At 72.8% G+C, this 21,044-nt stretch carries 20 protein-coding genes; 14 read left to right on the forward strand and 6 right to left on the reverse strand.

What is annotated here, in order from left to right:
• From ABLM29_RS14770 to ABLM29_RS14780, 3 genes are all read left to right on the forward strand, one after another.
• Positions 1-2,478, forward strand: coding sequence for a DUF4132 domain-containing protein (locus tag ABLM29_RS14770; protein ID WP_349714886.1), 2,478 nt, complete (start codon positions 1-3; stop codon positions 2,476-2,478).
• A 439-nt stretch (positions 2,479-2,917) separates the two neighbouring features.
• Positions 2,918-3,181, forward strand: coding sequence for a type II toxin-antitoxin system Phd/YefM family antitoxin (locus ABLM29_RS14775; protein ID WP_349714887.1), 264 nt, complete (start codon positions 2,918-2,920; stop codon positions 3,179-3,181).
• A complete protein-coding gene (locus ABLM29_RS14780) occupies positions 3,178-3,450 on the forward strand; it encodes a type II toxin-antitoxin system RelE family toxin (RefSeq protein ID WP_349714888.1) in 273 nt (90 codons plus the stop codon). The genes ABLM29_RS14775 and ABLM29_RS14780 overlap by 4 nt, the downstream gene beginning before the upstream one ends.
• A 67-nt stretch (positions 3,451-3,517) precedes the next feature.
• On the opposite strand, the gene ABLM29_RS14785 is transcribed toward ABLM29_RS14780, so the two are convergent.
• Together ABLM29_RS14785 and ABLM29_RS14790 are read right to left on the reverse strand one after the other, a co-directional pair.
• Positions 3,518-3,787, reverse strand: coding sequence for a hypothetical protein (locus ABLM29_RS14785; protein WP_349714889.1), 270 nt, complete (start codon positions 3,785-3,787; stop codon positions 3,518-3,520).
• An 823-nt stretch (positions 3,788-4,610) separates the two neighbouring features.
• Entirely contained in the window at positions 4,611-5,360 is a 750-nt protein-coding gene (locus tag ABLM29_RS14790) for an HAD family hydrolase (RefSeq protein ID WP_349714890.1), read from the reverse strand.
• A gap of 236 nt (positions 5,361-5,596) precedes the next feature.
• Here ABLM29_RS14790 and ABLM29_RS14795 point away from each other — a divergent pair, with 236 nt between their 5' ends.
• From ABLM29_RS14795 to ABLM29_RS14810, 4 genes are all read left to right on the forward strand, one after another.
• Positions 5,597-5,806, forward strand: coding sequence for a helix-turn-helix domain-containing protein (locus tag ABLM29_RS14795; protein WP_349714891.1), 210 nt, complete (start codon positions 5,597-5,599; stop codon positions 5,804-5,806).
• Positions 5,807-5,956: 150 nt separating this feature from the next.
• Positions 5,957-6,058 (forward strand): 30S ribosomal protein bS22, encoded by a 102-nt coding sequence (locus ABLM29_RS14800; RefSeq protein WP_008356322.1) that lies wholly within the window; start codon positions 5,957-5,959, stop codon positions 6,056-6,058.
• A 24-nt stretch (positions 6,059-6,082) separates the two neighbouring features.
• On the forward strand, positions 6,083-7,168 hold the full coding sequence (locus ABLM29_RS14805; RefSeq protein WP_349714892.1) for an NAD-dependent epimerase/dehydratase family protein: 1,086 nt from the start codon (positions 6,083-6,085) through the stop codon (positions 7,166-7,168).
• Positions 7,161-8,393, forward strand: a complete 1,233-nt coding sequence (locus ABLM29_RS14810) for a 1-acyl-sn-glycerol-3-phosphate acyltransferase (protein ID WP_349714893.1) — start codon at positions 7,161-7,163, stop codon at positions 8,391-8,393. The genes ABLM29_RS14805 and ABLM29_RS14810 overlap by 8 nt, the downstream gene beginning before the upstream one ends.
• Positions 8,394-8,524: 131 nt before the next feature.
• On the opposite strand, the gene ABLM29_RS14815 is transcribed toward ABLM29_RS14810, so the two are convergent.
• The 3 genes from ABLM29_RS14815 to ABLM29_RS14825 form a co-directional block, all read right to left on the reverse strand.
• On the reverse strand, positions 8,525-9,757 hold the full coding sequence (locus ABLM29_RS14815) for a DUF5667 domain-containing protein (RefSeq protein ID WP_349714894.1): 1,233 nt from the start codon (positions 9,755-9,757) through the stop codon (positions 8,525-8,527).
• A 148-nt stretch (positions 9,758-9,905) separates the two neighbouring features.
• Positions 9,906-10,697, reverse strand: coding sequence for a sigma-70 family RNA polymerase sigma factor (locus tag ABLM29_RS14820; RefSeq protein ID WP_349714895.1), 792 nt, complete (start codon positions 10,695-10,697; stop codon positions 9,906-9,908).
• A 97-nt stretch (positions 10,698-10,794) separates the two neighbouring features.
• A complete protein-coding gene (locus tag ABLM29_RS14825) occupies positions 10,795-11,682 on the reverse strand; it encodes an HAD family hydrolase (RefSeq protein ID WP_349714896.1) in 888 nt (295 codons plus the stop codon).
• Between the two features lie 83 nt (positions 11,683-11,765).
• On the opposite strand from ABLM29_RS14825, the gene ABLM29_RS14830 reads away from it, so the two are divergent.
• The 7 genes from ABLM29_RS14830 (at position 11,766) to hemB (ending at position 19,738) form a co-directional block, all read left to right on the forward strand.
• Positions 11,766-13,361, forward strand: coding sequence for a class I adenylate-forming enzyme family protein (locus ABLM29_RS14830; RefSeq protein ID WP_349714897.1), 1,596 nt, complete (start codon positions 11,766-11,768; stop codon positions 13,359-13,361).
• Positions 13,358-13,630 (forward strand): glutaredoxin family protein, encoded by a 273-nt coding sequence (locus tag ABLM29_RS14835; protein WP_349714898.1) that lies wholly within the window; start codon positions 13,358-13,360, stop codon positions 13,628-13,630. The genes ABLM29_RS14830 and ABLM29_RS14835 overlap by 4 nt, the downstream gene beginning before the upstream one ends.
• Positions 13,631-13,800: 170 nt before the next feature.
• The gene (locus tag ABLM29_RS14840; RefSeq protein WP_349714899.1) at positions 13,801-14,466 is read left to right on the forward strand and encodes a redox-sensing transcriptional repressor Rex; all 666 of its coding nucleotides are present in this window, start codon (positions 13,801-13,803) and stop codon (positions 14,464-14,466) included.
• Positions 14,463-15,782, forward strand: coding sequence for a glutamyl-tRNA reductase (locus ABLM29_RS14845; protein ID WP_349714900.1), 1,320 nt, complete (start codon positions 14,463-14,465; stop codon positions 15,780-15,782). The genes ABLM29_RS14840 and ABLM29_RS14845 overlap by 4 nt, the downstream gene beginning before the upstream one ends.
• Positions 15,779-16,816 carry a hydroxymethylbilane synthase gene (hemC, locus tag ABLM29_RS14850; RefSeq protein ID WP_349714901.1) on the forward strand — a complete coding sequence of 346 codons (1,038 nt, stop codon included), beginning with the start codon at positions 15,779-15,781 and terminating at the stop codon, positions 16,814-16,816. Before ABLM29_RS14845 ends, hemC begins: the two co-directional genes overlap by 4 nt.
• Entirely contained in the window at positions 16,813-18,486 is a 1,674-nt protein-coding gene (locus ABLM29_RS14855) for a bifunctional uroporphyrinogen-III C-methyltransferase/uroporphyrinogen-III synthase (protein ID WP_349714902.1), read from the forward strand. Before hemC ends, ABLM29_RS14855 begins: the two co-directional genes overlap by 4 nt.
• Positions 18,487-18,751: 265 nt before the next feature.
• Positions 18,752-19,738, forward strand: a complete 987-nt coding sequence (gene hemB, locus ABLM29_RS14860; RefSeq protein ID WP_349714903.1) for a porphobilinogen synthase — start codon at positions 18,752-18,754, stop codon at positions 19,736-19,738.
• Positions 19,739-19,772: 34 nt separating this feature from the next.
• Here the strand turns inward: hemB and ABLM29_RS14865 are convergent, their stop codons facing one another.
• Positions 19,773-21,026: a lytic transglycosylase domain-containing protein gene (locus ABLM29_RS14865; protein WP_349714904.1), complete on the reverse strand. Its 1,254-nt coding sequence runs from the start codon at positions 21,024-21,026 to the stop codon at positions 19,773-19,775.
• Positions 21,027-21,044: the final 18 nt, after the last annotated feature.

The following is a 21,044-nucleotide window of genomic DNA, read 5'->3' on the forward strand; positions in this document are numbered from 1 at the left end:
ATGGGGCTTTTTAGCCGCCGGCGCACCCAGGACGAGGCCGGCGCCGGTGGCGACCCCGAGGTGCGCGCCCTCGTCGACGCGGTGACGGCACAGGTCAGCCACCGCGGCTGGCCCTACGCCGACGACGTGCGGGCCACCGATGCGTGGGAGAAGGTGTCCGCCGCTTCCGAGGAGGTCCGGGTCGCGGTCGCCATCGAGGCCTTCACCCGGGCCGCCAGGAAGTCCAGCGACTCGAGGGCGGGTGCCGCCATGGTCATCCTCGGCCAGCAGATCCTCCAGAAGAAGGTCGCCCTGACCGCCGAGGACCGGGTCGCGATGCTGACGGCCCTCGTCGCGTACGCCGGTCGCATCGGTCACGGCTACCAGCGGCTCGACGCCAGCTGGGACCACACCCGCAGCGTGCTCCGCGCCCTCGAGCGCGGCGGCGAGGTCGAGCGCTTCCCCGCCGAGGCCGACCTCCTGGGGCGCGTCCGTGCCGCGCTGGTCGAGACGGGCACCGCCGACGCCAAGCGCGCCGTGCCGAGGGTCGACGCCCTCCTAGGGGTGACGCCGGAGGACGCCGGCGCGGTCTTCACCAACCCCGACTGGTGCGCGAGGGCGATCGAGGGGTGCCTCGCCGACCTGCCGGGCGACGTCGCGAAAGCCGCCACCGCGGCGCTCCAACTGGCCACGACCGCCTCCTTGGCCAAGCCGCCGAAGCGCTTTCTCGACAGTGCCGCCGACTTGTCGCAGAAGCACGGCGACGACCTCGCGCGAGCCCTTACCGCGCTGCTCCGCTCGGGCGCGCTGCCGGTCACCGCGGAGCGCGGTGTCGTCGACTCCGTGACCGGGGACGCCGTACGCGGGCTGTGCTGGATCGCCTCCGCGGCCACGCCGACCCCCGAGTTGGCGGCCAGCCTCGGCGCGTGGGTCGTCACTGGCTGGACGAAGGTCCCCAACGTGGGCGCGCGATGTCGCAAGGGTGCGAGCGGCGCCTTGTGGGCGCTGGCCCGCCTCGGCGACGGGGGCGCCGTCGAGCTCGGCCGCGCACGGGCGCTGGTCAAGCAGTCCCAGGCGGTCAAGGAGGTCGACGCCGCCATCGACGCCGCGGCCACTGAGCTCGGGATCCCGCGCGAGGAGTTCGAGGAGCGAGTCGTGCCGTCGTACGGCCTCGAGGTCGGCGCCGTGAGGACCGTGCCGCTGGGCGACTACGTCGCGACTGTCGGCGTCGAGCGCGGCAAGGCCGCGGTGTCGGTGGCTGGGGCCGACGGCAAGGTGCGGAAGTCGGTTCCCGCCGTAGTACGCCGCGACCACGCCGCCGAGCTGGCCGACCTGCGCGCGCTGGCCAAGGACGTCTCGACGATGCTGTCGGCCCAGCGGCTGCGGCTCGAGCGGTTGCTGATGGACGAGCGGTCGTGGGAGCCGGAGGTCTGGCGCGAGCGCTACCTCGACCACTCACTCGTCTCCGTCATGGCGAGGCCGCTGATCTGGCAGGTCGTGGGCGAGGACGGCCGGCGGCCGTTCGTGGCGCCGGACGGCGACTGCGAGGACGTCGAGGGTTCGCCGGTGTCGTGGGGAGCCGGCGATCGGATCGAGCTGTGGCACCCCGCCCTGGTCCCGACCGCCGAGGTCGAGGCCTGGCGAGTCCGGATCGAGGAGATCGGCGTCGTCCAGCCGTTCAAGCAGGCCCACCGCGAGGTCTACCTGCTGACCGACGCCGAGCGGCGTACGGACGTCTACTCCAACCGCTTCGCCGGCCACATCCTGCGCCAGCACCAGTTCGCCGCCCTCGCCCGGGCTCGCGGCTGGAAGTACGCGCTGCAGGGTGCCTGGGACCAACCGGACGAGATGGCCACGCTGTCGCTCGAGCAGCGCGGGCTGCAGGTGGGCTACTGGGTCGACCGCCCGTGGGACGCCGACGACGACTGGAACGAGAGCGGGGTCTTCAACCACGTCCTGACCGACCAGGTCCGGTTCACGACGACCGCCGGTGCGAACGTCCACCTGGCCGACGTCCCCGCGCGGGTCCTCACCGAGGTGCTCCGCGACGTCGACCTCTTCGTCGGGGTCGCCTCGATCGGCAACGACCCCAACTGGCAGGACTCCGGCGACGCCCGTCGTCAGACGTGGGGCGAGTACTGGTCGTCGTACTCGTTCGGCGAGCTCAACGTCGCCGCGGAGGTACGCCGCGACCTGCTGGCGCGGCTGCTGCCGAAGCTCGCGATCAGCGACGTCGCGTCGCTCGACGAGAAGTTCCTGGTCGTGAGGGGCTCGCTGCGGACCTACAAGATCCACCTCGGGTCGGGGAACATCCTGATGGAGCCAAACGACCAGTACCTCTGCATCGTCCCCGGGCGCGGAGACGACGGGCCGAGCGGCGTGATGCTCCCCTTTGAGGGCGACCGGATGCTCAGCATCGTGCTCTCCAAGGCGATGCTGCTCGCCAATGACCGAGCCATCACAGACCAAACCATCACGTCACAGATCACCAGACGGTGAGGCTGGCCGGCCCCGACACCAAGCAGGGCACCCGCAGGCGGCGGAAGGCCGTATCAGGTCGGCCGACCTGATCTCGGCATGTGTGCGCACTCACCGCGGCAGATCCGGTCGACCGTCACCAGCGCCGATAACTGGACGCTGAACCGGGATCCGAGCTCCTGTTGAAGTTGCTCCACCAGCACTCTTGCACGGGCATCGAGCGCTTCGTAGGCGTCAGTCCTCCGACGGCTCGGAGCCGCATCAAGCGCCTCCATGTCATCGCCCCACCTTGTGAGGTCTTCGATGAGCGGGTCGCTGAGGGCAAGAGTTGTTTGGAGCCACTCGGGTTCTTCAGGCAGGAGACCGTCGGCATCCCACAACGGGATCGGTCAGCGGCGAGACGCGTGCCACCGAAAAGGCGCTCTTGTACGTTTCGGCGTTTCAAGCGCATACTGGTCGTATGAGCGAGATGACCGTGAGTGAGGCTCGGGCACGCCTGGCTGACGTGATCGACGAGGCCCGCGTCGCGCACGACCCGGTGTTCCTGACCCGGCGTGGCCGCCGGGTCGCCGCGGTCGTCGACGCCGATCAGCTCGAGAGCCTGATCGAGGCGGCGGAGGACCTGGCTGACATCCGCGCCGCGCGGGAGGCCCGCGAGGAGATCGACGCCGGCGAGGCTCCGATCCCGTGGGACCAGGTCAAGGCCGACCTCGGACTCGCATGACCCAGCCCAACTTCCGCATCGAGGTCTCCCGACCCGCGGTACGGCAGCTCCGCAAGCTCGACCCGAGCGAGCGACGACGAATCCAGGCCGCTATCGAGCTGCTGGCGTCGAACCCCCGGCCGCCCGGGGCGAAGAAGCTCGTCGATGGAGACGGCGAGTGGCGCGTCCGCACCGGCGACTACCGGATCGTCTACGAGATCCGTGACGAGGTGCTGGTAATCCTCGTCCTCGCAGTTGGCCACCGTCGCGAGATCTACCGTCGCCGCTGACCGATCGGCAATCGGGGCGAGGGTGGAGAACCGGCGCCCGGCCTGCCAGATCGCTGACTCCGTCCGGCTACGCGACCTTGCTGCCGTAGCGCTGCCTGGCGGCCTCGCCGCTGGTTCCGACGAAGGCGCCGATCACTGACCAGGACATCCCGGCCTGACGTGCCTGCCGGATCGCCTCCAGGATGTGCCGCTCGGCGTCGGAGCGCTCCTGCACGGCGCCTCGGAGCGCAGCCACCGCGTCCGGGTCCATCTCCTGGCCGGGTTCGGGCTCGTAGTTCTCGAAGCGTGCGGCGAGCTCGTCGGCGTGCTTGAGGATGTCATCGACTGAACGGGGCATGGTCATCACCTGAGGAACTTCTTGCGGGCGAGCATGGCGTGGACGATCACCACGGCTTCGACGCCCTCGACGTATCCGACTTCGAGGATGATCGGGGCCCGGTTCGGGCCGATCATCATGGTGAAACCCTCGCCGAGGTCCCACGCGCGGAGGGGTTTCGGTAGGCGTGCAAGATGTCTTCTTCGTCGAGGCCGTGCTTGAGCGCGGACGGGGCGATGATCGGATCAACCGGCACCCCTCCAAGATAACTTGTCGTGACTCCGTCCGCTATCGAAGTAGTCCGTCCGCTATCGAAGTAGAAGGCGATCCCGTTTCAGCTACCGATCGTCACGCGGAGCGTGACCGCGAAGGATCGGCTTGCGGGTCGCCGGACGGGCTCATGTAACACGCCGTCCGCCTGACTGCTCGGCCGTCCACGTCTGTAGGAGCCCGCTGCAACGGTCTGGAAGCAACGCCAACGGCCTCGTAGTGCGGCGGACGGCGTGTTACAGCGGCGCCCGGCGCGCACCCCGACCCGGGGCCGGGTCGTGTGCCCGGGGCATCGGCATAGAGGGTTCTCGGGCACACGACCCGCCCCCGCGCGCCCGCACGAACACGCCCCGCAAGCCGAACCTCCATCGGCGAGCACCCGCCCCGTTCGACGCCGCTGACAGCGTCGACATGCACGCCGTCCCGCTAGACCCGTCCGGTGAGGCTCCCGGGACCGGGACGGCCTACGGCACTGCGTGCCGACTCTGACGACCTCGCGTTGATCCGAATCGGTTCGTCAGTGTTCAGCGCGCGGAGCTCGTCAGTCTTCGCTGCGTCTCGACACCAGGCGCCGCTACGCGGCGCCGCGGCCGCGCCAGGTCAGCTGGCGCAGGCTGGTGACCCGGGGGACGGCCGCGGAGCGCTGGCTGCCCCGCCGGTCCAGCAGTACGCCGACCAGGCCCGCCCGCCGGGCGCCGTCGGCGTCGTGGCGCAGCGAGTCGCCGACCATCGCGCAGCGCGCCGGCTCGACGCCGAGCGCGTCGCAGGCGGAGTGGTAGGCCCGGCGGTCGGGCTTCGCCGCGGGCAGCTCGGAGGAGGCGAGCACGGGGACGCCGAGGCGGTCGAGGCCGGTGCGGCGCACCTTGTTCTCCTGGACGGCCTGCTCGCCGTTGGTGAGGATGCCGACCCGCAGCCCGGCCTCGCGCGCCGCGGTGATCGCGTCCGCGGCGTCGTCGAAGGCGCGCCAGGCGGCCTGGTAGCAGGCCAGGAAGCCGGCGAAGGTCTCGTCCGCGAGCCGGTCGTCGGCCAGGTCCCAGCCCGGCAGGAAGTCGCGGATCCGGTGGCGGCGGTGCTCGAGGTGCGTGATCTCCCGGCGCTGGTAGCGCTCGTAGTGCCGCGCCTCCACGGTGAGCCAGCGCTCGACGTGCTGCTCGAGGGTGACCGGGTCGTCGGCCAGGCCCAGGCCGGCGAGCCACGCCCGCAGGCCGCGCTCGGAGGCGCCGCGGTGGTCGACGAGGGTGTCGTCGAGGTCGAACAGGACCGCCTCGAGGGCGTGGCCGACGGCTCCGTCGAGGGTGCCGTCGAGGGGGTCCCGGTGCTGCATGGCCACGAGTCTCGCAGGGGCCGCCGACAGCCGGGCGGGGGCCCCGTGACCCCGGGGTGACAGCGGAGATTCACCATTTTGAGGTAAGTCGGTCAAGACGACACGCCGATAATTCGAGGTTTCAATGGTGATTCCCTTCCCCACGTGTCACAGCAGGCTCTATTCTCACGCTCGAGGCGTTCGTTCAACACCGCTGGGGGAAGGCGGTGACGGGCGCACAGAAAGCGTGGTCTGCCATGACACCATCGTCGCGCCCGGAGTCCTTGCCTGATCCGAAGTTCCTGACGATCGCCGAGGTTGCAACGATGATGCGCGTCTCGAAGATGACCGTCTACCGCCTGGTCCACAACGGCGACCTGCCCGCGGTGCGGGTCGGCCGCTCGTTCCGGGTGACCGAGGAGGACGTCAACGACTACCTCCGCAAGAGCTTCTTCAACGCCGGCTAGCGGGCCGCCGCCCGGCGGCCCTCCGGTCCCGGCGGGCGGCCGGATTCTCTGCCAGGGCCCCTACCCCAGTAGGCTGGTCCGAGTCCCCCGACTGCCGTCGGGGGCTTAGTCGTACGAGCCCGGGCCCCAGGCCCGGCGTGGAGGTTCCCTGTGGGTTCGGTCATCAAGAAGCGCCGTAAGCGGATGGCGAAGAAGAAGCACCGCAAGCTGCTCAAGAAGACGCGGGTGCAGCGCCGCAAGCTCGGCAAGTAAGCACCGCCCCCAGGACTCGATGTCGTGGGCGCCGGACGTACCGTCCTGATCACCGGGGTCTCCCGGGACCTCGGTCGTACGTTCGCGCGCTCCCTGGCGGTCGATCCCGGGGTCGACCGGGTGATCGGTGTCGATGCCGTCCCTCCGCGGGGTGACATCGGGGACGTCAGCTTCGTCCGCGCCGACATCCGGAATCCGGTGATCGCGAAGGTCATCGCGAAGGAGGACGTCGACACCGTCGTCCACATGAGCGTCATCGCCACCCCCGGCACCGCCGGCGCGCGTGGGACGATGAAGGAGCTCAACGTCATCGGCACGATGCAGCTGCTCGCCGCCTGCCAGAAGTCGGAGCAGGTGCGGCACCTGGTCGTGAAGTCGACGACGACGGCGTACGGCGCGAGCAGCCGCGACCCCGCGATGTTCACCGAGGACATGGAGCCTCGGCGGGCGCCGCGGACCGGCTATGCCAAGGACGTCGCCGAGGTCGAGGGCTACGTGCGCGGGTTCGCCCGCCGTCGCCCCGACGTGACGGTGACGATGCTGCGCTGCGCGAACGTGATCGGCGCCGAGGTGGACAGCCCGCTGACGTCGTACCTGCGGCTGCCCGTGGTGCCGACGGTGCTGGGCTACGACCCGCGGCTGCAGTTCCTGCACGAGTCCGACCTGCACCGGGTGCTCCGCCACGCCGTGGTCGAGCAGGTGGGCGGTACGTTCAACGTGGCCGGGGACGGCGTCATCCTGCTCTCCCAGGCGCTGCGCCGGATCCGGCGCGCCAGCGTCGCGCTGCCCTCGTTCAGCTTCGGCGGCGTCGGCTCGGCGCTGCGCTCACTGCGGCGGGCCGACCTCTCCCCGGAGCTGCTCGGCTTCCTGACCTACGGTCGCGGCGTCGACACGTCCGCCATGCGCGAGGTGCTCGGCTTCGCGCCGACCTACTCGACCGAGGCGGCGCTCGCCGAGTTCGCCGCCACCCTGCCCCCGTCCGGGGGCCGCACCGAGCGGGCGCTCGACGCCCTCTCGACTCGCCTGACAGCGGAGGCGCCGTCCTCCGAGGCCCCCGCTGACGCGGGCCGCAGCCACCCGCTCTCGATCGCCGGAGGCAGCGATGGGTGACGCAGAGATCATCCCGATCGGAACCCGGGGCCGCCCGGGCCGCGGGACCGGCACGCGGCCGTCGTCGGCCGCGCGCAACCTGGCCGGCGGCAAGCCGCCGCCCAAGCGCGCCGGGCGCGCCGCCGACCCGGATCCGCCGGCCGAGGCCGACCCGACCGTCCCGGAGGACGCGGACGAGTCGGCGCCCACCGCCGACCCCGAGGCGCCCACGGCGGCCGAGGGGCAGGTGGCGGCCGATCCGCCGGCTGGCGCCGACGCGGAGACCGACGCCGAGGCGGAGCCCGCCCCGGACGCCGGTACGACGTCCACCACCGTCGTCCGCGAGCCGCACGGCATCCCCGCCGGCGATTGGCTCGCCGCGTTCCAGCACGCGTCCCGCGAGCTGTTCGGCGACCAGTGGGAGCCGCAGCTGGCGCGCTTCCTCGCGTTCCTACGCCGCCGGGTCAGCGGCGACTACGCCATCGACGAGTACGGCTTCGACGCCGAGGTCACCGAGAAGTTCCTCATGGCCGCGCTGCGACCGATCGCCCGGAAGTGGTTCCGGATCGAGGTCCGCGGCGCCGAGAACATCCCCGCCACCGGCGGCGCGCTGGTCGTCTCCAACCACTCGGGGACGCTCCCGGTGGACGGTCTGATGACGATGGTGTCGATCCACGACGAGACCGGGCGCCACCTGCGCCCGCTCGGCGCCGACCTGGTCTTCCGGCTGCCGTTCATCGGCTCCGTGGCCCGCAAGGGCGGCGCGACCATGGCCTGCGCCGAGGACGCGGAGCGGATGCTGCACGGCGGCGAGCTGGTCGGCGTCTGGCCGGAGGGGTTCAAGGGGATCGGCAAGCCGTTCTCCGAGCGCTACAAGCTGCAGCGGTTCGGCCGCGGCGGCTTCGTCTCCGCCGCCCTGCGCACCGGCGTGCCGATCGTGCCGCTCTCGGTGGTCGGTGCGGAGGAGATCTACCCGCTGGTCGGCAACGTGCCGTCGCTGGCGCGTCTGCTCGGGCTGCCGTACATCCCGATCACGCCGTTCTTCCCGCTGCTCGGGCCGCTGGGCCTGGTCCCGCTGCCGTCGAAGTGGCTGCTGGAGTTCGGCGAGCCGATCCGCACCGACGAGTACGAGGCCGGCGCCGCCGACGACCCGATGCTGGTCTTCAACGTCACCGACCAGGTCCGCGAGACGATTCAGCAGACCCTCTACAGCCTGCTGATGGAGCGTCCCTCCGTCTTCGGCTGAGGCTCAGGCACTGCCCGGCAGGCTGCCCGAGGCCGGGCAAGCGAGCGCAGCGAGCGCGACCGGGCTGCCGACTCGGCGGGCGCTGCGTGAAGATCGACCCGCCGGGCCGGTCGGCTTCTGCCGACGCGCGCTCAGCGCTTGAGGCCGAGCAGGCCCAGCAGGCCGAGGCCACCGGTCTGGGTGCCGTCGGAGGACTCCGGCTGCTCGAGGCCGAGGCTCTCCGAGATCGCCTTCAGTGCCTTGCTGAGCGGCCCGCTGCGGCGGTCGGTGGTGAAGCCGGTGGACCCGCCGCTGGTGTCGGCGTCGGTGTCCGGGGCCGGCGGCAGGAAGCCGGACTCGTCGGGCAGCTCCGGCACCTCCTCGGCGTCGGGGTCGTCGGGCAGCGCGGCGCTGCCGGTCTTCTTGGACTTCCCGGACGTGCCCGACGTCGACTTCTTGCCGGACTTCCCGGCCTTGTCGCCGGCGCCGTCGACCGTGGTCGGGTCCGCCTGACCGGTCGCCGAACCGCTGCCCCGGCCGGGGGAGAAGATCCCGGACAGGTCGATGTCCTCGAGCTTCGCACCGAAGGCGGACGGGTCGAAGTCGGGCAGGCTGAACAGGTCCGCCCCGCCGCACTCGGGGCACTGGCCGGCGGCGGTCTGCTCGACCTTGCTCAGGTTCTCTGCGGCGTCGGCCAGCGCGTCGCGGCTGTCGCTCGGCACCGTCTCGTCGAGCGCGCCGAGCCGCTCGAAGCTGTCCTTGTTGAAGGAGCGCAGGCCCTCCAGGCCGGCCCGGTCGCCGTCGGTGTAGTCGTCGAGCGCGAGCGCGGCGGCCTGGTTGGTCTGCTCGTTGAAGGCGTCGAGGGTCTCGGCGATCGCCGCGGCGTCGGCGTTCTCCCGGGCGGCGAGCGCCTCCACCTCCGCCAGTCGGATGTCGGCGTGCTCCAGCAGCGACTCCGTCTTGGCCGCGTCGCTGCCCGCGAGGTTGGTCTGGGCGTTCTCGATCGCGCGCTTGACGGGGTAGAGCGCCTCGCCGGGCAGCGCGCCCTGGGAGGCGACCGCCATCGAACCGGTGGCGGCGACCACCGCGAAGCCGCCGACCACGGCGGCGAGGCGACGCTCGCGGGTGCCGCGGCGCTGCTTCGGGGTGAGCAGGCGCGCGGTGGCGTCGTCGACGACCCGCACCTCCTGCTGCTGCGCGGCGGCGAGCAGCTGGCTGCGCAGGTCGGCCACGAAGGCGGGGCGGGCGTCGACCTCCGGCACCGAGCGCAGGGAGGCCACGACGTCGAGCAGGTCGTCGTACTCCCCGCCGTGGCGCGCGGGGGCGCGGCCGCTGACGAGGGCGTCGAACTCCTCGCCTCGTCGCGTCTGTCCGGGGCCGATCATCGTGCTCGTCCTACTCGCTCAGTGGTGCTCTCGGTGGTGCTGGTGTGACTGGACAACGAGGCCGCCCGAGACCGGGTTACGGCAGGTGAGAGGCCTTTTTGGTGTGACAGCGCGGTACAGGTAACCCTGCCCGTTGCGGACGCCCGGGTCATCGGATCCCCTCCGGCATCAGCTTCGCCAGGTTGCGGACCCCGCGCAGCTGGAGCTGCTTGACGGCGCCCTCGCTGCGGCCGAGGGCGGTCGCGGTCTCCGCGATGCTCATCCCCTGCAGGAACCGCATCACCAGGCAGTCGCGCTGCTCGTTCGGCAGCTGGGTCAGCGCCTCCAGCAGCACCTGGTGGGTGAGGCTGGCCAGCACGGCGGACTCGGGCCCCTCGGTCGCGTCGTCGTGCGGGCTCATGTCCTCGGTGGTCACCTCGAGCCGGGTGCGTCCGGCCTTGAAGTGGTCGGTGGCGAGGTTGCGCGCGATCGTCATCAGCCACGCGCCGAAGTCCTTGCCCTGCCAGCGGAAGGAGGACATGTTGCGCAGCGCCCGGAAGAAGGTCTCGGAGGTGAGGTCCTCGGCGACCTGCACCGAGCGGGTCCGGTAGTAGAGGAAGCGGTAGACCGACGGCTGGTAGTGGTCGTAGAGCAGGCCGAACGCGTCGGCGTCGCCGCCGCGCGCCAGCTCGACCAGGCCGATCAGCCGCTCGCGGTCGGCGGCGGAGTCCTCCGAGGAGGCCGCGAGGCCGGAGTCGCCGTGCCCGTCCGGCTGGGTCCGGTGGTGCTGGTCGGTGGCCTCCATGGCCAGCCAGGTCGCCCCGCGGCGACGGACGCGCCCCGCGTCGGGACCCGTCGCCGGTGCCCCCGCGGCGGCCGGCGCGGGCTCGGCCGCGAGCGCTGCGAGGACGGCGGCGCGCAGTGCGTCCAGGCCGTCCGCGGCATAGCCGCTCCACGTCATGACCGGTCCCCTCCCTCCGGTACAGCTCCCCCGATCGGGGATCCTACGGGCCTATCGGCCCCGGAAGCCCAGGATCGCAGAAACCCGCGACACCGTGTCAGTGGCTGAGACGCCGCACCTGACGCCGTACCAGCGAGGTGGCGACCGCCGCCCCGGCCGCGGCCGACCCGGCGATCAGGCCGACGCGGGCCGCCTTGCGCCCCGTCCGGTAGTCCCGGATCCGCCACCCGTTGGCCCGCGCGTGGTCGCGCAGCGTGGGGTCGGGGTTGATCGCGCAGGGGTCCCCGACGAGGCTCAGCATCGGCAGGTCGTTGGCGGAGTCGGAGTACGCCGAGCAGCGGGCCAGGTCGAGCCCCTCCCGCTCCGCCAGCGCCCGGACGGCGACCGCCTTGGCCGGTCCGTGCAGCAGGTCGCCGACCAGCTGCCCGGTGTAGACGCCGTCGATGCTCTCCGCGACCGTGCCCAGCGCGCCGGTCAGGCCGAGGCGGCGCGCGATCAGCGACGCGATCTCGATGGGCGCCGCGGTGACCAGCCAGACCCGCTGCCCCTGGTCCAGGTGCATCTGGGCGAGGGCGCGGGTGCCCGGCCAGATCCGGTGCGCCATCGCCTCGTCGAAGATCTCCTCGCCGATCTCCTCGAGCTCGGCGACCGTGTGCCCCGCGATGATCGCCAGCGCCGAGTTGCGGGCGTCGGCCACGTGCTCGGGGTCCTCCACGCCGGCCACCCGGAAGTAGGTCTGCTTCCAGATCGCGCCGAGCAGGTCGCGGGTGTTGAAGAACTTGCGCCGGTACATGCCGCGCGCCAGGTAGAAGATGCTCGCGCCCTGCATGACGGTGTTGTCCACGTCGAAGAAGGCGGCCGCGCTCGGGTCGCTGGGCGTGGTCAGCGCGGTCTCGACCTCGGCCGCGGCCGCGGCGGCCTCCCCGGCCAGCCTGGAGCGCTGCTGGAGGTTGTGTCGTCGGTGGCGGTCCGAGGGCGCGGGCATGGGGTCAGCGTAGAGACTTCCGCGCCCTCCCAGGGGCCAGACCGACCCCCGACGGGGGTTCCGTCGATCCGTAGGATCGACCCATGTCAGCGTCCGACTCACCGGAGCCGGCGCGGGACGTCGCCGCGCTCGTCGCCGCCGCGGCGGCAGACCTGCCCGAGCGCCTCGCCGTGATCGAGTCGGGCGGCCGCGGCCTGACCTGGGCGCAGCTCGACGACGAGGTCTCGGGCGTCGCGGCCGGCCTGGGCGACCTCGGCATCGTCGCCGGCCACCGTGTGATGCTGGCGCTCGGCAACCGGCTGGAGTTCGTCGCCGGCTACCTCGGCGTGCTGCGGGCGCAGGCGGTCGCCGTCCCGGTCAACCCCGGCTCCACGGCGGTGGAGCTGGCGGGCCTGCTCGCCGACTCCGGAGCCCGGGTGGTGCTGGCCGACGAGGAGAGCATCGAGGCGGTGCGCGGTGCGGTCGCCGCGCTGCCCGGTGAGGCCAGGACGCCGCGGGTGGTCGTGGTCGACGAGGCGCCGCGCCCCGACGAGGTCCCGTACGCCGACCTGGTGACCGCCGAGGCGCGGCCGGTCCCGCCGCTGCCCGATCCCGAGAAGCTCGCGGTGCTGCTCTACACCAGCGGCGCGTCCGGCGCGCCCCGCGGCGCGATGCTGAGCCACCGGGCGCTGCTGGCCAACGCCGAGCAGGTGGCCGCGGTGGAGCCGCCGCTGGTGGGCAGCGACGACGTCGTGCTGGGGCTGCTCCCGCTCTTCCACGTCTACGGGCTCAACGCGGTGCTGGGCGGCGTGCTGCGCCACCGGGCGAAGCTGGTGCTCACCGAGCGGTTCGACCCGGAGGGCACGCTCGACCTGATCGAGGACGAGGCCTGCAGCGTGGTCCCGGTCGCGCCCCCGGTGCTGGCGCACTGGCTCGGCGTCGAGGGGCTCGCGGAGCGGCTCGGACCGGTCCGCCTCGTGCTGTCGGGGTCGGCGCCGCTCTCCGCGGAGATGGTGGAGGCCTTCGAGGCCGGGGCGCGGGTGCCGGTGCACCAGGGCTACGGGCTGACCGAGGCGGCGCCGGTGGTGACCACGACGCTGCACTCCGACGCCGCGAAGGCGGGCTCGGTGGGCACCGCGCTCGCGGGCATCGAGATCCGGCTGGTCGACGAGTACGGGCGGCCGCGCGCGGCGGCCGACCACGACGACCCCGGCGAGATCCAGATCCGCGGCGAGAACCTGTTCAGCGGCTACTGGCCCGACGGGGCCGAGGCCCCCGGCGACGAGGGCTGGTGGTCCACCGGCGACGTCGGGTTCCTGGACGCCGAGGGCGACCTCTACCTGGTGGACCGGGTCAAGGACCTGGTGATCGTCTCGGGCTTCAACGTCTACCCGATCGAGGTGGAGTCGGTGATCGCCGACGTCGAGGGCGTGCGTGCCGCGGCCGTGGTCGGCGTACCCGACGCGGGCACCGGCGAGGCCGTCGTCGCCTACGTGGTGCCCGACGCCGGGATCGACGACCCTGCCGCGGCCGACCTGCTCGAGGCGATCCGGGCGCGCTGCGAGGAGCGGCTCGCCGGGTTCAAGCGGCCGGCCCGCGTCGAGCTCGTGGAGGCGCTGCCGCGCACGGTCACCGGCAAGATCCGCAAGGGCGTGCTCCGTGGCATCGCGCGGCGCCGCGCCGGCGGGCTGGTCGGATGATCGGGCGGCGCCGGTCGCGCGCGTCGGACGGGCGGCCCCGGGTGACGGTGTACTCCCGGCCCGGCTGCCACCTCTGCGACGACGCCCGCGAGGTGGTCGCGGCCGTCTGCGACGAGCTCGGCGAGGAGTTCGAGGAGATCTCCATCGACGGCGACGCCGACCTCGCGGCCCGCTTCGGTCACGAGATCCCGGTGACCTTCGTGGACGGCCGCCAACACGATTTCTGGCGGGTCAGCCCGGAGCGGCTGCGTGCCGCCCTGACCCGCTGACCAGCACCCCTGGCGCGGCCGTTACCAACCCGTAACCTGGCCTTTAGCACAGGGTGATCCGGCCCTTCGGGGGGCATCCGGGACCGCCGTCCCTTAGATTTGTTTCGCACGTTCACAAGCTCCTACAGTGAGCCCGCCGCACCCGAAGGGGAGGGCTGGAGAGAAGAGCTGTGACCGCACGGAATTCGAGCGACAACGCCCGGGTCATCCCCGAGGCCACGGTCGCCCGCCTGCCCGTCTACCTGCGGGCGCTGACGGGCCTGGCCGACAACGGCATCCGCACGTGCTCCAGCGAGGACCTCGCCTCCGCCGCCGGCGTGAACTCCGCCAAGCTCCGCAAGGACCTGTCCTACCTGGGCAGCTACGGCACCCGCGGCGTCGGCTACGACGTCGACTACCTGCGCTACCAGATCGCCCGCGAGATCGGCGTGACCCAGGACTGGCCCGTGGTCATCGTCGGCATCGGCAACCTGGGCCAGGCGCTGGCCAACTACTCCGGCTTCCGCAGCCGCGGCTTCCGCGTGGTCGCCCTGCTGGATGCCGACCCGGCGATGCACGGCGAGGTCGTGGCGGGCATCCCGGTCCGCGCCTTCGACGACCTCGAGGGGATCGTCGGGGACAACGACGTCGCGATCGGCGTGATCGCCACCCCGGCGACCGCCGCGCAGGACGTCGCCGACCGGATGGTCGCGGTCGGGATCACCAGCATCCTCAACTTCGCGCCGTCGGTGCTGACCGTGCCCGAGGGCGTCGACGTGCGGAAGGTCGACCTGTCGATCGAGCTGCAGATCCTGGCGTACCACGAGCAGCGCAAGGCCAACGGAGGTGCCGCGTGAGCATCCTGGTGGTGGGCATCTCCCACAACTCCGCGCCGGTGGCGCTGCTGGAGCGCGTCGCCCTCGACGACGCCGGCGTGACGAAGCTGGTCGCCGACGCGGCCGCGTGCGACCACGTCACCGAGGCGACCGTCATCTCCACGTGCAACCGGCTCGAGATCTACACCGAGGTGGACCGCTTCCACGGCAGCATCGAGCAGCTCTCCCGGCTGCTCGTGGACCGTGCCGGGGCGAGCACCGAGTCGATGCTGCCGCACCTGTACGTCCACTACGACGACGGCGCCATCTCCCACCTGTTCCAGGTCGCCGCCGGGATGGACTCGATGGCCCTGGGCGAGGGGCAGATCCTGGGCCAGACCCGGGAGGCGCTGCGCCGCGGCCAGGAGGTCGGCACCGTCGGCCCCGCCCTCAACGTGCTCTTCCAGCAGGCCCTGCGGGTCGGCAAGCGCACCCGCGCCGAGACGGGGATCGACCAGGTCGCGCCGACGCTGGTGACCGCCGCGCTCGCCGAGATCGGCTCCGCCTTCGACCGCCCCGACCCGATCGCCGGCGCGAACGTCGTGGTGGTCGGCGCCGGCGCGATGGCCGGGCTGGCCACCGCCACCGCGCGCCGCCTCGGCGCCGGTCGGATCACCGTGGTCAACCGCTCGGCCGAGCGCGCCGAGCGCCTCGCCACCCAGTACGACGCCGAGCCGGCGCCCTGGAGCGCGATGCACGAGCGGCTCGCCGGTGCCGACGTCCTGATCAGCTGTACCGGCGCGGTCGGCGCCGTGGTCACCGCCGAGCAGGTCGCGGCCGCGCGCGGCGCCGACGCCGCGCCGCTGGGCGTGATCGACCTGGCGCTGCCGCACGACGTCGAGCCCGCCGTCGGGGAGCTGCCCGGCGTCCGCCTGGTCGGCCTCGCCGACCTGGCGACCGTGATGCTGCCCGGCGACGCCGCCGAGGAGGTGCACGAGGTCCGCCGGATCGTGCGCCAGGAGGTCACCTCCTTCCTCGCCGCGCGCCGGCAGGCCAGCGTGACGCCGACGGTGGTCGCGCTGCGCTCGATGGCCACATCGGTTGTCGACGCCGAGATGACCCGGCTGGAGAGCCGCCTCACCGAGCTGGACCCGCTGGTGCTGGCCGAGGTGCGCCAGACCGTGCGCCGGGTCGCCGACAAGCTGCTGCACGAGCCGACCGTCCGGGTGAAGGAGCTCGCCAACGAGCAGGGCGCCGTCTCCTACGCGGCCGCGCTCGCCGAGCTGTTCGCGCTCGATCCGGAGGCCGTGGACGCGGTCACCCGCGTGGTCGGCGTACCCGAGGAGGGCGAGGCATGAGCACCGAGCAGAACCGTCCCGCCGCGCTGCGCATCGGCACCCGCCGCTCCGCCCTGGCCACCACCCAGACCGGCCACGTCGCCGCGATGGTCGAGGGCCTGGGCCTGGGCACCGAGCTGGTCGAGATCACCACGGACGGTGACCGGTCCCAGGCCGCCGGCACCCCGCTGGCCGGCTCCAGCGCCACCGGCGTCTTCGTCAACGCGCTGCGCGAGGCGCTGCTGGCCGGCGAGGTCGACGTCGCCGTCCACTCGCTCAAGGACCTGCCGACCGCGCCCGCCGAGGGGATCGCCCTGGTCGCGATCCCGCAGCGCGAGGACCCCCGCGACGCGCTGGTCGCCCGCGACGGGCTGACCCTGGGCGAGCTGCCGCCGGGCAGCGTCGTCGGCACCGGCTCCCCGCGCCGCGCCGCCCAGCTCCGGGCCCTCGGCCTGGGGGTCGAGGTGCGCGGCCTGCGCGGCAACGTCGACACCCGGATCTCGAAGGTCACCTCCGGCGAGTACGACGCCGTGATCCTGGCCCGCGCCGGCCTGGCCCGCCTGGGCCGCGGCGACGAGGTCACCGAGGTGATCGACCCCCTCCAGATGTTGCCGGCGCCCGGACAGGGTGCGCTGGCGATCGAGTGTCGCGCCGATGACGACGCGACCCGTGACGCGCTCGCCGCGCTGGACGACCCCGGCACCCGTGCCGCCGTCCTCGCCGAGCGCGCCACCCTGGCCACCCTCGAGGGCGGATGCTCCGCCCCCATCGGGGCGCTGGCCGAGGTGGCCGAGAGCGACGAGGAAGGCCGCTGGGAGCTGTGGCTCCGTGCGGTCGTCCTGTCCGAGGACGGCACCCTCGCCGTACGGAGGTCCGCCTCCGCGCTGCTGGGTGAGGACCCGGTGGGCTGGCCGCAGGACGCGGCGGCCCTCGGTGATCGTCTGGCCACCGAGATGCTCGAGGACGGCGCGGGCGAGCTCGCCGCCGACCCGGGCGACGAGCACGACCCGCACACGCACACGACCGCACAATCAGCAGAGGTGCAGAACGCATGACGCGAGCCACGACAGCCACCACGGCTGCCCCGACCGCCGAGGCCCCCCAGATCACCGCGGGAGGTGTTGCGTTCGTCGGCACGGGCCCGGGTGACCCCGAGCTGCTGACAGTCCGTGCCGTACAACTGATCAAGGACGCCGAGGTGATCATCACCGAGGCCCCCGAGCACCGCGCCCTGGTCGCCGCGCTGCGCGACGACGTGACCCTGGACGCCGAGGCGGACGCGGAGTCCGAGGGCGGCCCGGAGTTCTTCGACGGCGGCTTCGGCGACGACGGCCAGCCGCTGACCCACGCCCACCGCTCGCGGCTCGTGGTGAAGCACGTCAAGCGCGGCCTGCAGGTGGTCCGCCTCCTCGGCGGCGACCCGTTCCTCTACGCCTCCGGCCCGGAGGAGGCGCAGGCGGTCTCCAAGGCCGGCTTCTCCTTCGAGGTCGTCCCCGGCGTCTCCTCGGTCGCCGCGGTGCCCGCCTACGCCGGCATCCCGCTGACCACCAAGGACCAGCGCGAGGTCGCCGTGATCACGTGCGGCGAGAAGGTCGACTGGAGCCGCTACAAGGACACCCCGACCCTGGTGCTGCTCTCCGCGGTCGGCCAGATCGGTGAGATCGCGGAGCAGCTGGTCGCCATCGGCCGCTCGCCGCAGACCCCGGTCGCGATGACCCGGGTGGGCACCACCACCGAGCAGGAGACGGTGACCTCGACGCTGGCGAACATCGCCGCGGACGCCCGCGCCGCCCGGATCGCCCCGCCCGCGATCACCGTGGTCGGCAAGGTGGTCGACCTGCGCGAGAAGCTCTCCTGGTTCGAGACCAAGCCGCTCTTCGGCTGGCGCGTGCTGGTGCCCCGCACCAAGGAGCAGTCGGCCTCGCTCTCGACCCGCCTGCGCAGCTTCGGCGCCGTGCCGGAGGAGGTCCCGACCATCTCGGTGGAGCCCCCGCGCAACCCGCAGCAGATGGACAAGGCCGTCCGCGGCCTGGTCGAGGGCCGCTACGAGTGGATCGCCTTCACCTCGGTGAACGCGGTCAAGGCGGTGCGCGAGAAGTTCGAGGAGTACGGCCTGGACGCCCGCGCGTTCTCCGGCCTCAAGATCGCCGCGGTCGGCGACAAGACCGCCGCCGCGATCGCGGCCTGGGGCCTGCGCGCCGACCTGGTGCCGACCGGTCAGCAGTCCGCGGCCGGCCTGCTCGAGGTGTGGCCCGAGTACGACGAGCAGCTGGACCCGATCAACCGGGTCTTCCTGCCGCGCGCCGACATCGCCACCGAGAACCTGGTGGCCGGCCTGATCGACCTGGGCTGGGAGTGCGACGACGTCACCGCCTACCGGACCGTGCGTGCCTCGCCGCCGCCGGCGCCGACGCGTGACGCGATCAAGACCGGCAAGTTCGACGCCGTCGTCTTCACCTCCTCCTCGACCGTGCGCAACCTGGTCGGCATCGCCGGCAAGCCGCACCCCTCGACGGTGATCGCGGTGATCGGCCCGGCCACCGCCAAGACCGCCGAGGAGCACGGCCTCCGCGTCGACGTGATGGCCTCGAAGCCCGACATCGAGGTTCTCGTGGACGCCCTCGCCGGGTTCGGCGCCGCCCGCCGCGCCGCGCTGGTCGAGGCCGGCGAGCCCGTCACCAAGCCGTCGGACCGCAAGCCGTCGGGTCGGCGCCGCAAGGCCTGAGCCGAGCGTCGACCGGCGCGGCGGTCGAGCCGCACGTCGTACCGGGAGACCGTGGGCACCTCGCCCGCGGTCTCCCGGTGCGTTTTCGGCCTGCTGGGCGTGGCCGGTCGTGTGCCTCAGGCTCATCAGGCGTCGCAGCGGACAGGTACTTCACGCGCTTGTCGGGGGTTGCAACGGCTGCCAAGCGCGGGAATCACCGGTCGACCGGTGATTCCCACACCGCCCGCGCAGCCACCCCGCCGCCCCCGGGACTAGGGTCACCCCCATGAGCGACTTCGAGCCCCCCGTCGTCCGCCCCCGCCGCCTGCGGACCACCGCGGCGATGCGCGAGCTGGTCGCCGAGACCACGCTCCGCCCGGCCCAGCTGGTGCTGCCGCTCTTCGTCCGCGAGGGGCTCGCGGAGCCGCGCCCGATCGGCTCGATGCCGGGCGTCGTCCAGCACACCCGCGACACGCTGCGCAAGGCGGTCGTCGAGGCTGCCGAGGCCGGGCTGCGGGGCGTCATGCTCTTCGGGATCCCGGAGGCCAAGGACGCCGACGGCACCGGCGCCACCGACCCCGAGGGCATCCTCAACGTCGCCATCGCCGACGTGAAGGCCGAGGTCGGCACCGACCTGGTGGTGATGGCCGACCTGTGCCTCGACGAGTTCACCGACCACGGCCACTGCGGCGTGCTGACGGCGGCCGGGGAGGTCGACAACGACGCCACCCTGGCCCGGTACGCAGCCATGGCGCAGGTGCAGGCCGCGGCCGGCGTCGACATGGTCGGGCCGAGCGGGATGATGGACGGCCAGGTCGCGGTGGTCCGCGACGCGCTCGACGCCGTCGGCCACACCGGCACCGGCATCCTGGCCTACTCGGCCAAGTACGCCTCGGCCTTCTACGGCCCCTTCCGCGAGGCCGTCGACAGCACGCTCGAGGGGGACCGGCGCACCTACCAGCAGGACCCGCGCAACGGCCGCGAGGGCGTCGCCGAGGCGCTGCTGGACGTCGCCGAGGGCGCCGACATGGTGATGGTGAAGCCGGCCCTGGCCTACCTCGACGTCCTGCACCGGGTCCGCGAGGCCGTCGACGTGCCGGTCGCGGCGTACAACATCTCCGGCGAGTACGCGATGGTGGAGGCCGCCGCGGAGCGGGGCTGGATCGACCGCGAGCCGGCGATCCTGGAGACCCTGACCTCGATCCGGCGGGCGGGCGCGGACGTGATCCTCACCTACTGGGCCGCCGAGGCTGCACGGCTGCTCGGGCGCTGAGCCCGACCGGCCCGGCCGGCGGACGCCGTACGGCTCAGCCGCCGTACGACGCCAGGCACTCCTCGCGCTTGCTCGGCCACAGCGCGAAGACCACGCGGCAGCGGGTCTTGCCGATCTCGGGCAGGAGCTTGCCGAGCATGCCGTTCATCGCGGTCACCACCGGCTCCACGACGTCGTCGAGCGGGGTTCCGGTGGAGGGCACGTCGATCGGGCCGTCGCTGCCCTTGGTGCCGCCGGAGTCCTTCGAGCCCGAGCCCGAGCTGCCGCCGCTGTCGGTCACCCCGCCGCTGCCACCGGAGCCGGTGGTGCTGCCCGAGCCGCCGTCGGACCGGGTCGTGCCGGACCCGCCGGTCGGCGCCGCGGGGCTGGGGGAGCCGACCCCGGGGCTCTTGCCGGTCGTGCCGGCGGGCTTCTTGGTCGGCGCCGGCGCCTTCGGGGTGGGCGCGTACGTCGGCTCCGGGACGATGTAGCCGGCCGCCGTGGAGTTGTTGGGCACCGTCGCGTAGTCGCCGTCGACGTAGGCGTCGGCGACCTTCAGCACGAGGCTCACGTAGTCGTCGCTGTTGTTGTAGCGGTAGATCGCGGTGCGCTTGCCGGAGGCGGTGGACAGGTTGTCCTTGCCCGAGCAGAGGTAGACGGCGCTGGCCAGGGCCGCGTCGTCGATGTCCTGCGGGTTCCGCTGGCCGTCGCCGTCCGCGTCCACGCCGACCACGGACCAGGTGGACGGGATGAACTGCATCGGGCCGACCGCCCGGTCCCACCGCTGGTCGTTGTCGAACTGGCCGCCGTCGGTGTCCGGGATCGCCGTGGTCTTCTTCCTGCCGTTCAGCGCGGCCCCGTAGATCCCGGGCTCGGCCACGCCGTCGTCGCTGAGCACGTTGCCGTCGGAGCGGCCGTGGTTGGACTCGATCCGGCCGATCGCGGCCAGCACCTGCCAGGTCAGCTTGCAGGACTTGTCGGCTGAGTTGATGACGCTCTCGGCCCGCTGGTAGGCGGCGAGCGCGGCCGACGGGATCTGGTTGGTCGCCGCGGCCGCGACGATGCCGGCCTCGTTGCGCTTCTCCACGCCCTCGACGGAGCCGGGGTTGGAGAGGCTCGCGGGGTCGTCGATGGTGTCGTCGGGGACGCCGGTGCCGTCGGCCAGGGTGCCCTCGCCGAGGTCGGAGGCGAGCATCGGGGCGACGGGGCCGCCCGTCCCCGCGACGCTGGCGGTCCACGCCGCCGACAGCAGGGCCAGCGGCACGATCGTTGCGGCGCGCTGCAGCCGCCCCAGACGCTTCCTCGACATGCTCTCTCCCCTAGCACC

It is taken from the genome of Nocardioides sp. YIM 152588 (assembly GCF_040191335.1).
Lineage (GTDB): Bacteria > Actinomycetota > Actinomycetes > Propionibacteriales > Nocardioidaceae > Nocardioides.